The organism is Escherichia fergusonii ATCC 35469 (genome assembly GCF_000026225.1).
Classification (GTDB): domain Bacteria; phylum Pseudomonadota; class Gammaproteobacteria; order Enterobacterales; family Enterobacteriaceae; genus Escherichia; species Escherichia fergusonii.
This window is the reverse complement of sequence record NC_011740.1, coordinates 1,544,038-1,558,634: the sequence shown is the minus strand read 5'-3', so window position 1 is coordinate 1,558,634 and position 14,597 is coordinate 1,544,038. Positions and strand designations below refer to the sequence as shown.

Annotated in this window: 17 protein-coding genes; 5 read left to right on the top strand and 12 right to left on the bottom strand. The window is 47.8% G+C overall.

Features of this window, described 5'->3' with window-relative positions; translation table 11 throughout:
- Nucleotides 1-40 precede the first annotated feature (40 nt).
- Nucleotides 41-367: a YnfA family protein gene (locus EFER_RS07705; protein WP_000477371.1), complete on the bottom strand. Its 327-nt coding sequence runs from the start codon at nt 365-367 to the stop codon at nt 41-43.
- Between the two features lie 146 nt (nt 368-513).
- Between EFER_RS07705 and EFER_RS07700 the strand changes: the two genes are divergently transcribed.
- Both EFER_RS07700 and speG read left to right on the top strand, forming a co-directional pair.
- A complete protein-coding gene (locus EFER_RS07700) occupies nt 514-855 on the top strand; it encodes a DUF1283 family protein (protein WP_001024043.1) in 342 nt (113 codons plus the stop codon).
- Nucleotides 856-885: 30 nt separating this feature from the next.
- On the top strand, nt 886-1,446 hold the full coding sequence (speG, locus tag EFER_RS07695; protein ID WP_000199500.1) for a spermidine N1-acetyltransferase: 561 nt from the start codon (nt 886-888) through the stop codon (nt 1,444-1,446).
- 4 nt (nt 1,447-1,450) lie between these two features.
- Here speG and EFER_RS07690 read toward each other — a convergent pair whose 3' ends face one another.
- Nucleotides 1,451-2,161 (bottom strand): YnfC family lipoprotein, encoded by a 711-nt coding sequence (locus EFER_RS07690; RefSeq protein WP_000744404.1) that lies wholly within the window; start codon nt 2,159-2,161, stop codon nt 1,451-1,453.
- 104 nt (nt 2,162-2,265) lie between these two features.
- Here EFER_RS07690 and EFER_RS07685 point away from each other — a divergent pair, with 104 nt between their 5' ends.
- On the top strand, nt 2,266-2,571 hold the full coding sequence (locus tag EFER_RS07685) for a DUF1161 domain-containing protein (RefSeq protein ID WP_000816974.1): 306 nt from the start codon (nt 2,266-2,268) through the stop codon (nt 2,569-2,571).
- Between the two features lie 47 nt (nt 2,572-2,618).
- Here EFER_RS07685 and EFER_RS07680 read toward each other — a convergent pair whose 3' ends face one another.
- Nucleotides 2,619-2,792: a GhoT/OrtT family toxin gene (locus EFER_RS07680; protein ID WP_002431543.1), complete on the bottom strand. Its 174-nt coding sequence runs from the start codon at nt 2,790-2,792 to the stop codon at nt 2,619-2,621.
- A gap of 240 nt (nt 2,793-3,032) precedes the next feature.
- Between EFER_RS07680 and yncL the strand changes: the two genes are divergently transcribed.
- On the top strand, nt 3,033-3,128 hold the full coding sequence (gene yncL / locus EFER_RS22925) for a stress response membrane protein YncL (protein WP_071821795.1): 96 nt from the start codon (nt 3,033-3,035) through the stop codon (nt 3,126-3,128).
- A gap of 94 nt (nt 3,129-3,222) precedes the next feature.
- Here the strand turns inward: yncL and patD are convergent, their stop codons facing one another.
- From patD to EFER_RS07645, 6 genes are all read right to left on the bottom strand, one after another.
- A complete protein-coding gene (gene patD, locus EFER_RS07670; RefSeq protein WP_001163862.1) occupies nt 3,223-4,647 on the bottom strand; it encodes an aminobutyraldehyde dehydrogenase in 1,425 nt (474 codons plus the stop codon).
- Between the two features lie 21 nt (nt 4,648-4,668).
- Nucleotides 4,669-5,463, bottom strand: coding sequence for an ABC transporter permease (locus tag EFER_RS07665; RefSeq protein WP_000555458.1), 795 nt, complete (start codon nt 5,461-5,463; stop codon nt 4,669-4,671).
- Complete coding sequence (locus EFER_RS07660) at nt 5,453-6,394, bottom strand: ABC transporter permease (RefSeq protein ID WP_001251336.1); 942 nt, start codon at nt 6,392-6,394, stop codon at nt 5,453-5,455. Before EFER_RS07660 ends, EFER_RS07665 begins: the two co-directional genes overlap by 11 nt.
- On the bottom strand, nt 6,395-7,408 hold the full coding sequence (locus tag EFER_RS07655; RefSeq protein WP_000220429.1) for an ABC transporter ATP-binding protein: 1,014 nt from the start codon (nt 7,406-7,408) through the stop codon (nt 6,395-6,397). It lies immediately after the preceding gene.
- 17 nt (nt 7,409-7,425) lie between these two features.
- Complete coding sequence (gene ydcS / locus EFER_RS07650) at nt 7,426-8,571, bottom strand: putative ABC transporter substrate-binding protein YdcS (RefSeq protein WP_000047459.1); 1,146 nt, start codon at nt 8,569-8,571, stop codon at nt 7,426-7,428.
- 244 nt (nt 8,572-8,815) lie between these two features.
- On the bottom strand, nt 8,816-10,222 hold the full coding sequence (locus EFER_RS07645; RefSeq protein ID WP_000760599.1) for an aminotransferase-like domain-containing protein: 1,407 nt from the start codon (nt 10,220-10,222) through the stop codon (nt 8,816-8,818).
- Between the two features lie 146 nt (nt 10,223-10,368).
- Between EFER_RS07645 and EFER_RS07640 the strand changes: the two genes are divergently transcribed.
- Nucleotides 10,369-10,599, top strand: coding sequence for a DUF2554 family protein (locus EFER_RS07640; RefSeq protein WP_000879817.1), 231 nt, complete (start codon nt 10,369-10,371; stop codon nt 10,597-10,599).
- A 93-nt stretch (nt 10,600-10,692) separates the two neighbouring features.
- On the opposite strand, the gene EFER_RS07635 is transcribed toward EFER_RS07640, so the two are convergent.
- The 3 genes from EFER_RS07635 to EFER_RS07625 all read right to left on the bottom strand — a co-directional run bounded on the left by EFER_RS07635 (nt 10,693) and on the right by EFER_RS07625 (nt 14,586).
- Nucleotides 10,693-11,214 (bottom strand): winged helix-turn-helix domain-containing protein, encoded by a 522-nt coding sequence (locus tag EFER_RS07635; RefSeq protein ID WP_001104582.1) that lies wholly within the window; start codon nt 11,212-11,214, stop codon nt 10,693-10,695.
- A 615-nt stretch (nt 11,215-11,829) separates the two neighbouring features.
- Nucleotides 11,830-13,791 (bottom strand): 23S rRNA 5-hydroxycytidine C2501 synthase, encoded by a 1,962-nt coding sequence (gene rlhA, locus EFER_RS07630; protein WP_000218818.1) that lies wholly within the window; start codon nt 13,789-13,791, stop codon nt 11,830-11,832.
- 126 nt (nt 13,792-13,917) lie between these two features.
- The gene (locus EFER_RS07625) at nt 13,918-14,586 is read right to left on the bottom strand and encodes a DUF3313 domain-containing protein (RefSeq protein WP_001260480.1); all 669 of its coding nucleotides are present in this window, start codon (nt 14,584-14,586) and stop codon (nt 13,918-13,920) included.
- Nucleotides 14,587-14,597 lie beyond the last annotated feature (11 nt).

Sequence of the window (14,597 nt, the reverse complement as noted above, 5' to 3'; positions counted from 1 at the left end):
TAATGATCAAAAAAGCACTAATAGATCACAAAAAAGGCGCTTAAGCGCGCCCCCATCCCGCAACAATAATTAACATGCCACAGAGCGCAATTAATGCCCCGGACCAGTCATAAAGCGACAGTTTCACGCCATCGATAAATCGTAACCAGAGTAAAGCAGTACAAACATACACACCGCCGTAGGCGGCATAGACACGACCGCTCGCTGCAGGATGAAGTGTCAACAACCATACAAAGAATGCCAGCGATACTCCTGCCGGAAGCAACAACCAGATACTGCCATTACGTTTCAACCACAACCAGGGAAGAAAACAGCCAATGATCTCGCAAAGCGCAGTGATGAAAAAAAGCAGTGTAGTTTTGAACATCATTTTCCTTTATTTATATTTGGTATAGTTATGATACGTCATCATAATCCGACGTGTTCTGACCTGATTACGGGTAGGATTTCGACAGATTATGAAACTAATTGCACTCATAGTGAGTATTTATTCTGCTAACTCAGGACGTTACCATGAACATACTTTCAGGCAAATTGCCATTTCTGCTCGGTGCTGTATTCGCAGGTAGCGTAGTACTTGCCACCTCCGTACAGGCTGAAACCAGTAAGTTGATCATCGAATCCGGTGATAGTGCCCAAAGCCGCCAGCACGCCAGTATGGAAAAAGAGCAATGGAATGATACCCGAATGCTACGGCAAAAAGTGAATAAACGTACTGAGAAAGAGTGGGATAAGGCAGACGCTGCATTTGATAACCGTGATAAATGTGAGCAAAGCAGCAACATTAACGCCTACTGGGAACCTAATACCCTGCGCTGCCTGGATCGTCGTACAGGACGCGTTATCACACCCTAGTAAATCAATAAGTTAAAGGAATATCATACAATGACAAGCGCCCATAGTGTTAAGTTACGCCCTCTGGAGCGTGAGGATTTGCGTTACGTGCACCAGCTCGATAACAATGCCAGTGTTATGCGCTACTGGTTTGAGGAACCTTACGAAGCCTTTGTGGAGTTATCTGATCTTTATGACAAGCATATTCACGATCAAAGCGAACGCCGTTTTGTCATTGAGTGTGATGGCGAAAAAGCAGGCATCGTAGAACTGGTCGAGATTAACCACGTCCACCGGCGGGCAGAATTTCAGATCATTATTTCACCTGAGTACCAGGGTAAAGGGCTTGCCACCCGTGCGGCAAAGCTGGCGATGGATTATGGTTTCACTGTACTTAATCTGTATAAGCTCTATCTGATTGTTGATAAAGAGAATGAAAAAGCCATTCATATCTACCGTAAGCTGGGCTTTATGGTCGAAGGAGAGCTTATTCATGAATTTTTTATCAATGGCGAATATCGCAATACCATCCGAATGTGTATCTTCCAGCATCAGTATCTGGCAGAGCACAAGCAACCGGGATCAAGTCTATTGAAACCTACTGCGCAATAACTTTTTAATAGTACTCAATATCATATTTGATGGTGTAAAGCCGCTCTACTGTCGGTTTTACACTTTCATCAATCATTACCAGTTCACAACTGACCGGATTAGCAAATTTGTCATAATCACAGTATTGTTTTGAGCTTCCGATGGCTTTGCCATTGAAGGTTTGTTGGGCGGTGTAATCGAGTTTTTTTAACGGATCGGTTGAAGGTTGCAGGTTAACTGCGAAAACCGTCTCTGCTTTAGTAGACGTCTTTCCAATGGGGTAGCCTTCGTTATCGTAACGATACTCAATGCGAATGTTTTTACCACTGGCTCGCGTAAGAAATTCTTTATCGTTCATTTCCCAAACCAGCCCGGCAGCAGGCAGTTCAGCTAACTGACAATTCCCCTGCAAACGTATTTTTTTCTCCAGTGTTTCTGCATCAAGGTAATAATTGGCATCCAGAATTAATGCCACAACCGAGTTATGCTCAAGATCAAGTAACTCAAGAGTATCAAAACAGCCCTCTTCAGAAAGCGTGCCACTGACACGTTTTTCGACTTTACCTTCTTCACTTATCAGCGTCTGCGTGAACGTTTTCACCGGACCACGCAAAGGGTCAAAATCAAATTCATTAGAGAAACTGGCCATTTCTGGAGCAAAAGAAACCGATGGTGTGACGTTGTCACAACCACTAAGCACTATACACAACCCACTCAGTAATAATTGTTTTTTCATTTTTACGCCGTAACAAGAAGGTAGGCATCAATAATAGAGCAAATACATTAATTTACACGATAAATGCTATGATCTGCATAATATATTGATTAAAGGAGTAGAACATGAAAAGAGCAAATTGCATTGTGGCTGTTACCCTGCTTACAGCTGCATTTTCCGCTATAGCCGCGCCCGAATCGTGTGAACGGATTAAGAGTGATATCGCACAACGTATCATCAATAACGGTGTGCCGGAGGCAAACTTCACACTAACAATTGTGCCTAATGATCAGGCTGATCAACCTGACTCTCAGGTTGTGGGCCATTGCGCCAACGACACACATAAAATTCTGTATGTACGTACCAGCAGCGGCAATGCGCCTGCAAATGCCACACCATACCAGGACGCCCCAACCAGCGAGCCACAATAAGCCTTTAACCCACCCACTGAATATTCAGCATGGGTGGGAGCGTATGGCTAAAAAAGTGAAAACAGAAGTGCAACAGGCAAGCTCATTGGCCAGGTGATACCTACCAGAAAAGCACTAAGCAGGCGTATGCTCGTTTTATCATGGGAGAGAAACCAGGTAATGATAGAAGAGATGACCGCCATCACAGCGTAGAAAATTAGCATTTTTTGAAATATCGTCATTCCGGGCATCCTGCCATAAGTTGTAACGCGCGAAATATGCTCCCATATTTAATGTGAATCAAGTGATTATTAGCGAACTCAGATATGAACCTGAGCACATATACCCGTTACAGCTTAAGTTACATCTGCTGCGAGCCTAATTATTTAGCGGATAGAATTAATGGATTAAGCGATTTGTTGTATTGCAAGGTAACTGAACCCGTACTATATAAAATGTGGTAATTACACGGGGTAGCAAAAATGAATGTTTCCAGTAGAACTGTAGTAATGATAAATGTCTTTGCTGCGTTAGGGCTTCTTGCTCTTATCTCTTTGAGATTTGGATGGTTTTACTGACTGCTGAACTTTTTTGCAGCACACACTGTCAGAGACTATTTCCCACCTCTGACAGTGTGTTTGATCCACATCTCCAACAGTTTAATAATTTTTCTTAATGTTTAACCATGACATGGCGGACGACGGTGTAATCCTCCAGCCCATAAAGTGACATATCCTTGCCGTAACCAGAAAGTTTCTGCCCACCGTGCGGCATTTCACTTACCAGCATGAAATGGGTATTGACCCAGGTACAGCCATATTGCAGCCGTGCACTGACACGATGCGCCCTGCCCACATCTTTAGTCCATACCGAAGATGCAAGTCCGTACTGGCTGTCATTCGCCCAGTTCACCACCTGTTCTTCATTGTCAAAGGCCGTCACGCTCACCACCGGACCAAATACCTCTTTTTGCACGATGGCATCGTCCTGTAACGCGCCAGCCAGCAGCGTAGGCGCATAGTAATAACCATTACCCTTGCGCTTTTCACCACCGGTGATCACTTTGATGTGCCCTGTCCCTTTCGCCTCTTCTACCGCCTTGCTGACATGTTCGAGATGTGCCAGCGAACTTAACGGTCCAAGCTCTGTGGACTCGTCATCCGGCGCACCAGATTTTAACGTTGCCACTGCAGCACCGAGTTTTTCTACCAGCGTATCGTAAATCCCTTTTTGCGCGTAGATCCGACATGCCGCGGTACAATCCTGTCCGGCATTGTAATAGCCAAAAGTGCGAACACCTTCGACCACTGCTTCAATATCAGCATCATCAAAAACAATCACTGGCGCTTTGCCACCCAACTCCATATGAGTACGCTTAATAGACGGCGCTGTATGGCTGATGATGTGCTCGCCGGTGGCGATAGAGCCCGTCAGCGACACCATCCGCACTTTGGGATGTCCGGTCAGCGGATCGCCCACCGTTTTGCCTCTGCCAAACAGCACATTAATCACGCCAGCCGGGAAGATATCTTTCGCCAGCTCTGCCAGCTTCAACGCTGTCAGCGGGGTAATTTCTGATGGTTTAAGCACTACGCAGTTCCCTGCCGCCAGCGCCGGAGCCAGTTTCCACGCTGCCATCATCAGCGGATAATTCCACGGTGCGATAGAAGCCACGACCCCCAACGGATCGCGACGGATCATCGAAGTATGACCTTCAAGGTATTCGCCGGCAGCCAGACCATTCAGACACCGCGCCGCCCCGGCGAAAAAGCGAAAGACATCGACAATCGCCGGGATTTCATCATTGAACGCACTATGCAGCGGTTTGCCACAATTACGGGACTCCAGTTCGGCAAAAACCTGACCATTTTCTTCAATAACATCGGCCAGTTTCAGCAGGCATTCCGCACGCGCTTTCGGCGTGGTTTGCCCCCATTCGGCAAATGCTGCATCTGCCGCGCGAACAGCAGCATCCACCTGCTCTGCGGATGCCTCGGCAATCTCCAGTAAAACGTCCCCCGTTGCCGGATTATAGACAGGCTGTTTTTCCCCTTCGCCGCTAACCAGTTCTCCGTTAATCAGTAACTTATGTTGCATAGCATATTCCTGTATCAGTGGTTATTGACCATTGTCGCCTTCGCGGGTTAGCCACCAGGCTCCCAGGATCGGCAAGGTTGTTACCAACATAACCAGCAGTGCCACCACGTTTGTTACCGGTACATCACGTGGTCGCCCAAGCTGATTGAGCAACCACAACGGTAACGTTCGTTCATGACCTGCCGTAAAGGTCGTCACGATGATTTCATCGAACGACAAGGCAAACGCCAGCATTCCTCCTGCCAGTAGCGCCGAACTGAGATTCGGCAACACTACGTAGCGGAAGGTTTGCCAGCCATTGGCCCCAAGATCCATTGACGCCTCAACCAGACTCCAGGAGGTGCGGCGAAAACGGGCGATGACATTGTTAAACACCACCACTACGCAAAAAGTCGCATGACCGACCACGATGGTGAAAAATCCCGGCTCCAGATTGATGGTTTTAAAAGCGGTTAATAGCGCCAGACCAGTGACAATGCCCGGCAGCGCAATGGGCAGCAGCAGTAACAACGAAATGGCGTTTTTGCCGAAAAAGTCTCGTCGCCACAGCGCGGCAGCTGCCAGCGTCCCTAATACCAGCGCAATTAATGTCGCCAGCGCCGCCACTTTAAGTGACAGTGTCACGGCATCAAGAATATCACTACGCTGTGCTGCCACGCTAAACCAGCGCAGCGTCAGGCCTTGCGGTGGAAAGCTAAACGCCGCATCTTCAGTGTTAAACGCATAGGCGGCGATAATCAGGATGGGAAAATGTAGGAAAACCACGCCGCCCCAGGCCGCCAGTTTGAGGAAAAACGGTGCGCGTTCAGAGTGCATCGAACGCTCCCAGACGTTTCACGAACGCCAGGTACAGTGCGATGAGAACAATCGGCACCAGGGTGAATGCCGCCGCCATCGGCATATTGCCAATCGCCCCCTGCTGGGAATAAACCATATTGCCGATAAAATATCCTGGAGGGCCAACCAGCTGCGGAACGATAAAATCGCCCAGTGTGAGTGAAAAGGTAAAGATAGAGCCAGCGGCAATACCCGGGATCGCCAGCGGCAGCACCACATAGCGAAAGGTTTGCCGTGGACGCGCGCCAAGATCAGCCGACGCCTGCAACAATGACGGCGGCAAACGCTCAAGCGCCGCCTGCACGGGCAGGATCATGAACGGCAGCCAGATATAGAGAAACACCAGAAAGCGCCCCAGCCCGGAAGTTGACAGCGTATTGCCGCCCACCGCGGGTAACGTAAGGAACGCCGTGAGTAGCGGCTCCAACCCCAGATGTTGTAAAAACCACTGCGCCACGCCATCTTTTGCCAGCAATAAGGTCCAGGCATAGGCTTTTACGATATAACTCGCCCACATTGGCAGCATCACCGCAATATAAAAGAACGCTTTCATTTTCCCGCTGGTATAGCGCGCCATATACCACGCCATCGGAAAAGCCAGAATGGCGCTAGCGATAGTGACAGCCACAGCCATGGTTAGCGTGCGAAGGATGATGTCGTAATTCGCCGGATTAAACAGCGCGCGGATATTCGCCAGCGTCAGTTCTGGCGTTACCGACATGGTGAAATCGTCAAAGGTATAAAAGCCCTGCCATAATAGCGTCAGCAGCGAGCCGAAATAGATGATACCAAACCACATCAGCGGACCAAGCAGCAGCAAAAACAGCCCCAGTCCCGGTTTCCGCCAGAAGAATCCTGACACCTTACCCAGATTTGGACGTGAAGGTGATTGCAATACGTTCATCGCCATTCACCTCTCCTCAACCAGCGGCACCATCACATCGCGCGACCAGGAAACCATCACCTGTTGTCCGGGCGTGAGCGTGGCAGGCAGTTCTTCGCCTGTCATATTGGCCTGACTCACCAGCAGTTTTTCACCGCCATTCAGTCTCAGTTCAAAACGGGTCGCCGCGCCCTGATACTGCACCGCCTGGATCGTGCCATTAACTTGCACTTCGCCGGGGGTGTTGAGGCGGATATGTTCCGGTCTCAGGGCAAAACTGCCTATCATGCCGCAAAGATTCTCGGCCATTAGCGGCTCAAAAACGTTGGATGTCCCGACGAATCCCGCAACAAACGGCGTGCGCGGACGCATATAGAGATCGCGCGGGGAATCGACCTGCTCAATACGACCGTTGTTGAATACCGCAACACGATCGGACATCGATAACGCTTCGCTCTGATCGTGGGTAACGAAGATAAATGTGATACCGAGAGACTGTTGCAGCTTTTTCAGCTCAAGTTGCATCTGCTCACGCAGCTTGAGATCCAGCGCGCCGAGCGGTTCATCCAACAGCAATACGCGCGGCTCATTCACCAATGCTCTGGCGATAGCAACCCGCTGGCGCTGACCACCAGAAAGTTGTGACGGTTTACGTTGCTGTACAAACCCCAACGCCACTTTCTCCAGCGCCTCTTGCGCCATTACGTGTCGCTGTTTTTTATCCACCCCTTTGACCATCAGCCCATAGGCCACGTTGTCAAGAATCGACATATGCGGAAATAGCGCGTAGTCCTGGAAGACGGTATTCACGTCCCGCTCCCACGGCGGCAGATTGCTGGCGGGTTTACCAAAGATAGATATAGTCCCGCCGGAAAGCTGTTCGAATCCAGCAATCAGGCGCAGGCAGGTGGTTTTGCCGGAGCCAGACGGCCCCAGCATTGAGAAAAACTCACCATCTTTTATCGCAATACTGACGCCATCTACCGCGCGCACATCACCATACAGTCGCGAGACGTTGTCAAACTCCACTGCGTACGTCATAAAACACCCCAGCGAAGTTAGCGACCGCCCATAATGGCAATGTAATCCTGCGTCCAGCGACTGTAGGGAACAAACTTGCCCCCTTCTGCTATAGGCGTTTTCCAGAAGGCGATTTTATCGAAATAGTTAAAACCGTTTGTTTCACAACCTTTTTCGCCTAATAACGGACTGGCTTTACACCCTTCCGGCACTACCGGTAACGAGCCAAACCAGGCCGCCACATCGCCCTGCACTTTTGGCGTTAATGACCAGTTCATCCATTTGTAGGCGCAAACCGGATGTTTCGCTTCGCTATGTAGCATGGTGGTATCAGCCCAACCGGTAACGCCCTCCTTCGGGAATACGGTAGCGACAGACTGCCCCTCGGCTTTCAAGGCGTTGGCCTGATAAGGCCATGCACTGGAAGCAACCACACCCTCGTTTTTGAAATCACTCATTTGCACGGTAGTGTCATGCCAGTAGCGATGGATCAAACTATGTTGATCGCGCAGCACTTTCAGCACCGCCTGGTACTGTTCTTCGGTGAGTTGATACGGATCGCTGATGCCCAACTGCGGCTGAGTGGCTTTAACGAACAACGCAGCGTCCGCAATATAAATAGGGCCATCATAAGCCTGAACGCGGCCTTTATTGCTCTTGCCGTCCGGCAGATTCTGCGCAACAAAAACCACTTGCCAGCTATCCGGCGGGGTCGGGAAGGTTTTAGTGTTGTACATCAGCAGGTTCGGCCCCCATTGGTAAGGTGTGCCATAAACTTTGCCACTAACGTTAAACCAGTCGCCTTTAACCACACGCGGATCTAGCGTCTTCCAGTTGGGAATCAATGCGGTATTAATCGGCTGCACGCGTTTACCCATAATCAAACGCAGCGAGGCATCGCCGGATGCCGTAACCAGATCGTAACCCCCTTTGGTCATCAGACTGACCATTTCATCGGACGTCGCGGCGGTTTTTACATTCACCGCGCAACCTGTCTCTTTTTCGAATTGCGTTACCCAGTCGTATTGTTTATCAGTTTGTCCGCGTTCGATGTATCCCGGCCAGGCGATAATATCCAGTCGCCCTTCCGGTTTATCTAAATTGGTAGGTGGTTCGGCGGCGTGAGCGGTCATTATTGTCATGGTGAGCGCACACAGGCTGCTGCGGGCAAATGTCTTGCTCATAAGGTCTTACTCCTGTCGTAATTAATTGTTCAGCCGCCGTGCCGTAAAAATATCTCCTTGTTTAACCATAGACGGCGGCTTGCAGGCACACCTTCGCCCCTGAGAAAATTTAATCAGGTTGTGAGCTACCGCGCATTATGCCGTCTGCGAGGTTATCTTCTGGAGTATAGACAAGGGGTTAGGAAATATGACTGCTATTCGAAATTCATATTACCCAACCTAAGAGGAATTAAATTTAACGCTATTACAGCCGTTCTTGAATAAGTTTGCCTAATTGTTTAACCGCCTGTTCTTCGCGCTCGCCCCACTGCCATGCAGTATTAAAACGGAAAAAACATGACCAACTTTCGCCAGTAGAAAACATTTTACCCGGCGCAATACTGATATGATGCGCCAATGCCTGAATACTTAATTCGCCCGCATCTAACGGCGCGGGGAGTTCCAGCCAGAGAAAATAACCGCTGTCATTATGATGAATTTTCACTTCCGCAGGCAGATAACGCAGCAGTGCCTGCCAGACACGTTGTTTACGTTCCGCAAGCTGGCGACGCAGGCGACGAAGATGGGCGTCGTAACGGCGCGTGGAAAAATAATCCACCAGCGCAAGCTGCATCGGTGAACTGGTCGAAAGCGTACTCATCAATTGCAAGCGTTGAATTTTGCGTGCGTGTTTTCCGGCGACGACCCAACCAATACGAAAACCTGGCACCAGACATTTCGAAAACGAAGAGCAATGCAAAACGCCATCGTGGCGATCCCACGCTTTCGCAGGCAGCGGTTTTTCCCGTCCAAAATAAAGTTCGCTATACACGTCATCTTCAATCAGCGTTACGTTGTACTGATTGAGCAACGCTACCAGTCGCGCTTTTTTCTGTGGCGTTAAGGTAAACCCGAGTGGATTCTGGCTATTAGTCATCAGCCAGCACGCTTTCACCGGATACTCCTGCAACGCCAGTTCCAGCGCCTTGAGATCGATCCCTTCGTTAACATCCGTCGCCACCGATAACGCCTTCAGCCGTAACCGCTCCAGTGCCTGCAACGCGCCGTAGAAACAAGGATTCTCTACTATCACCCAATCGCCTGGTTCCGTTACCGCTTGTAAACTGAGGTTTAATGCCTCTAACGCCCCGGCGGTAATAACAATTTCATCGGGAGAAATAGTGATGCCCTGTAAGGCATAGCGACGAGCAATAGCCTGACGCAGTTCTGCGTTTCCTGGCGGTAAGTTTTCAATCACGCTCATCGCCGTGGCGGTTTTGCTTACCTGCGCCAGCGAGCGGTTCAGTTGTTGGAGGGGGAAAAGTCGCGGGTCGGGAAAGGCCGAGGCAAACGGAACTACCGACGGATCGCGGCTGGCCTGCAACATATCAAAAATATAGGTATTGATATCGACTGCTTCATCTCGAGTGACTGGAATGACTGGCGCTTTCGGCATTTTTATTGCCTGTGGCGCAACGTAATAACCCGACTGCGGTCGCGCGATAATATGTCCCTGACTTTCGAGCAACTGATAGGCATGGCTGACGGTCATAAAGCTCATGCCAGAAAGCGCCACCTGGTCACGCAACGAAGGTAAACGATCGCCGGGTTGCCAGATACCCGACGCAATCTGCTCGCGTAATTGTTCTGCAAGCTGCTGGTATTTTTTCATTATCGTATTGTTATGATTTGTAGATTACCCGGCAGTCTATATCAGTTGTTAAAAATGACAACTTTACTCTAATTTTCATAACAGAACAGTAACCTTAAAAAATGCTGTCATTATTATTTCCCAAAACGCAATTACAAGGTGGCGGGATGTTGGCTAAAGCATTATCTGTAGTGTTAGTGACTTGTGCGCTGTTCTCCGGTCAACTGATGGCTGGGCATAAAGGACATGAGTTTTTGTGGGTAAAGAATGTGGATCATCAACTGCGGCATGAAGCTGACAGCGATGAGTTACGTGTTGTTGCAGAAGATTCAGCGGAGAGCCTGCGCGAGCATTTCTACTGGCAAAAGTCGCGCAAGCCGGAAAAATTCAGTCAATGAATATTTAATATCAAAAGTTGGCACGGTACATGTCTATACAATTCTTTAGTGCAGAATTGACAAAAAATTGCTCATGTTGCGAGTGTTATCACCTTACATTTGATTGCAATATTGTAATAATGATTTTTTCAGACTATCAAATTCACACCCGTCAAATTGACCATCTATTTTCTTTGCATCAATCAGCGCCAGAAGTTTTATCAGTGTATTACTAATTTTTATGCAATCATTCTGCTGATGAGGAAAATTATGATATAACTCTTCGTACTTTGTTTGCGACGAACCATCAACCACTGTAACAGTGGCATTAATTTTATAGCCCCTATTATATACCGTCTCAATAAGATGCTTGTTATCTTTACCCAGAGCATTTCGCAGAATATAGACACACCGGGTCAGTGATTCGTCACTAACAGCATTATTCCATACATCATTGATGATTTTTTCTTTCGAAACAATATGCCGATAGTTTTTTAGTAGAACGGTAAGCACTCCTGCTTCTTTAGGTGGCAAATACACTTCTTTATCTTTACAGCGTAACACTCCCTCTGAAGAGAATAAAAAATTCTCAAACATATAAAGAGAATGTTCGTTAATAGTATTTGACCAATTCATAAATTCTCCATTATCTAATTACCCGACTCCATTCATGCCTGGTAACAGCATTATCATTTATTACATCTGAGTTGTAGTCAGGTCATCACCTGATGATGGCGTCGTACTGTACAGGAGAATTTTTCAAAATCGGGCGTGAAACCATATTAATCATCTTAATAAGACGCATTTCATTGTAATGTATACTGTTTTTTATGAATGCAAAACTTAACATTTAAGGGGATTAATACAACAACTTTCTTCGTATCGGATATTTAGATAAAATACTTGTTTTCTGTCCGCTGTTATATCCCTACCCTCTCATTATCAGTGGAGGAAAAGTCACTTAAAATGAAAGGCCTTGTCATTTATTTTATTAGTAGCATTTATCATTCAACATATCTGATCAGTCAAATCATCTGAATAATGTTAACGTCCGTTATTCTTTACTGCCTCATCTATATTCACCATACTTCAAGCTGCGTCTGTTGGTAATTCAGGGACAATACAGGCGTTTGTCGTGCATTAGAATTATTTAGCGCATATTAATAAGATAATAAAAAAGGCCACCAGCTTATTAATTGGCGACCCTTTTTGACTACTTATAACGAAAGGTAATTTTTTAGGAGCCTGTCATTAATTTTTACGCTTAGGCAACGTTTTAAGTAAATCTTCCGGGCTGACAGATGCCACGACACTACCTGGCAATGGCATTTTGAGAATGTGATTTTTAATCTTACCGATTACGTGCATTTCACACGGTCGGCAATCAAATTTCAGGGTTAATACTTCATCACCATTCACTAACTGCATGGGTGTCGCCTTCCAGCTCTTTATATTCCCTTTTGCCTGTTTCGGACACAAATTAAAAGCAAAACGCAGACAATGTTTAGTAATCATTACCGGTACTTCACCCTTTTCTTCATGGGCTTCATATGCGGCATCGATTAATTGCACACCATAACGATGATAAAACTCACGGGCTTTATGGTTATAGACGTTAGCCAGGAAACTTAAATGCGTTTGCGGATAGACAGGCGCGGGCACAGAGATCGCTTTACGACTGCCTCGTTGATAACTGGCAAGACGCGCGGCATCAAGCATTTCAACAGCTTCCCGGCGGAACTGATTTAACAGACTGTTTGGCACAAAGAGTGCCCCCGGTAAGTTAATTTGTACATTGCGGGCGTAATAGATGGTCTGCCCCAGTTTCGCCAGTCCATCTTTCAGGTTATTGCGCGCTTTTTCGGCGTTATTCGCTTCATCAAACTGTCCATCCAGTGTATGCGTGATGCTAACGCCCTCTTCGCTGGTCAATGTCAGAATAAGTTGTTCCTGCCAGCCCCCCAGCTCAATGTCTACACCTACCCGACGTTCGCTGGAGGTTTTAGTCAGTGCCTGTTGCCAGTTATGATCGAGATTGCGATTAAGCGGATGATGGGGACGAATTTTGTGCATTTCCGCAGGCATCTCATTCGGCCAGACGCGATACTGATTGTTCCCGGTTTTCTCTACGGTATTGGCACGGAAACCAACCACTTCGCGCTTCACCAACACGTTCAGGCCATCGCCATTGGCTAACGGTTCGGTGGTGGCTACATCAAGGTGATCTTTCGCCACTTTTAACACTTCTCCCACCGGCAGGCCGACAAATTTCGGTGAGTCAAAGGCCCCAATATCACCTTTACGTGCATTAACAAAGTAGTCGGTGCTACCGCGATGGAAGGTTTTTTCTGTCGATGGCACGAAGAAGTGTTCTGTACGGCCAAATGAAGCCCTTGCCAGATCACTGCGTTCGTCAATAATGGCATCCAACATCTGGCGATAATGGGCAGTGATATTCTTTACATAGCTCATATCTTTATATCGTCCTTCAATCTTGAAGGAACGCACACCAGCATCGATCAAGGCGCCCAGGTTAGCGGTTTGATCATTATCTTTCATCGACAGCAGGTGTTTTTCATAAGAAACCACGCGCCCCTGATCGTCTTTCAGGGTGTACGGCAAACGGCACGCTTGTGAACAATCACCACGGTTGGCGCTACGCCCCGTTTGCGCATGAGAGATGTAACACTGACCGGAATACGCTACGCATAGTGCTCCGTGAATAAAGAACTCAATGGTTGCGTCTGTAGCCTGATGAATGGCGCGGATCTGCTCGAGATTCAGTTCACGCGCCAGCACAATCTGGGTAAAACCGACATCAGCAAGAAACTTCGCTTTTTCAACTGTGCGAATGTCACACTGGGTACTGGCGTGCAATTCAATTGGTGGAATATCAAGTTCAAGAATTCCCATGTCCTGCACGATCAGGGCATCAACACCTGTCTGGTACAAGTCAGTAATCAACCGCTGCGCCGGTTCCAGTTCATCGTCATGCAAGATGGTGTTGAGTGTGACGAAAATTTTTGCCCCATAGCGATGAGCGAACGGCACCAGTTCGGCAATATCTTTCAGGCTATTACTGGCGTTATGACGAGCACCAAAACCTGGGCCGCCAATATATACGGCATCAGCACCGTGCAAAATAGCTTCGCGGGCAATGGCGGCATCTCGTGCCGGGCTTAACAGTTCAAGACGATGAGAAGATACGGTCACTTTCTTATCCAGTAGCTGAAAAATGGCGGTTATTGTAGTAAGAAGCGCGACGGTACGAAATAGTTTTCCAGCGAAAGAGAAGAAGATAAACAGTGAAATGCGCCACCCTAAGATGGCGCATTACGTTTACTTTTTGCTCACATCAAACATAGTGGCATCGGTCGCCATATCATCGATAACTTTTTTCAGCGTTTCGATGGTCATTGGCGTATTTTCATTATTGAGATCTTTCCCTTCGCCCTGACGCACAACTTTAACAACCGGTTTGTTGGTCGCGGCATCAATTAACTCACCCTCAAAATAGAGATGGGTATCCATGGTGCGGTGCCCGGTTGCCATTTGCGTACCAGCCACCACCAGCGCAACAGGGACTACTTCATAGAACTGTAACCCCTCTTTGCTGGAGCTCACCCCTGTAATAGCCCCCCGGAAAATCAAACTACGTGGCCCTGGAGTAGTTACCAATGGTTTGCGCTGTGCAACGGCAGTCTTCAATTTATTGTCGGTGTAGCTACGTAACTGGTCGAGGACATTTTGCCCGATTTGGGTCGATGGTTTCGGCACTGGATAGTAAGTTACCGGCGTCCAGACAATGTTGTCGTAGTTGGCATCGTTAAATTTAGGATCAACCCAACGTAAAACTGGTTTACCTGTAGCTGATTGTGTTTCTTTCAAAGAAGAATAGTCTTTCAAAAAACCTGAATATTTATCTGGCGGAGTGATTTTGTTCGCACAACCAGACAAAGCCAATAAACCCACGAGCACTGCAATTTTAAAAACAGTACGTGTACGCATGAAATGATCCC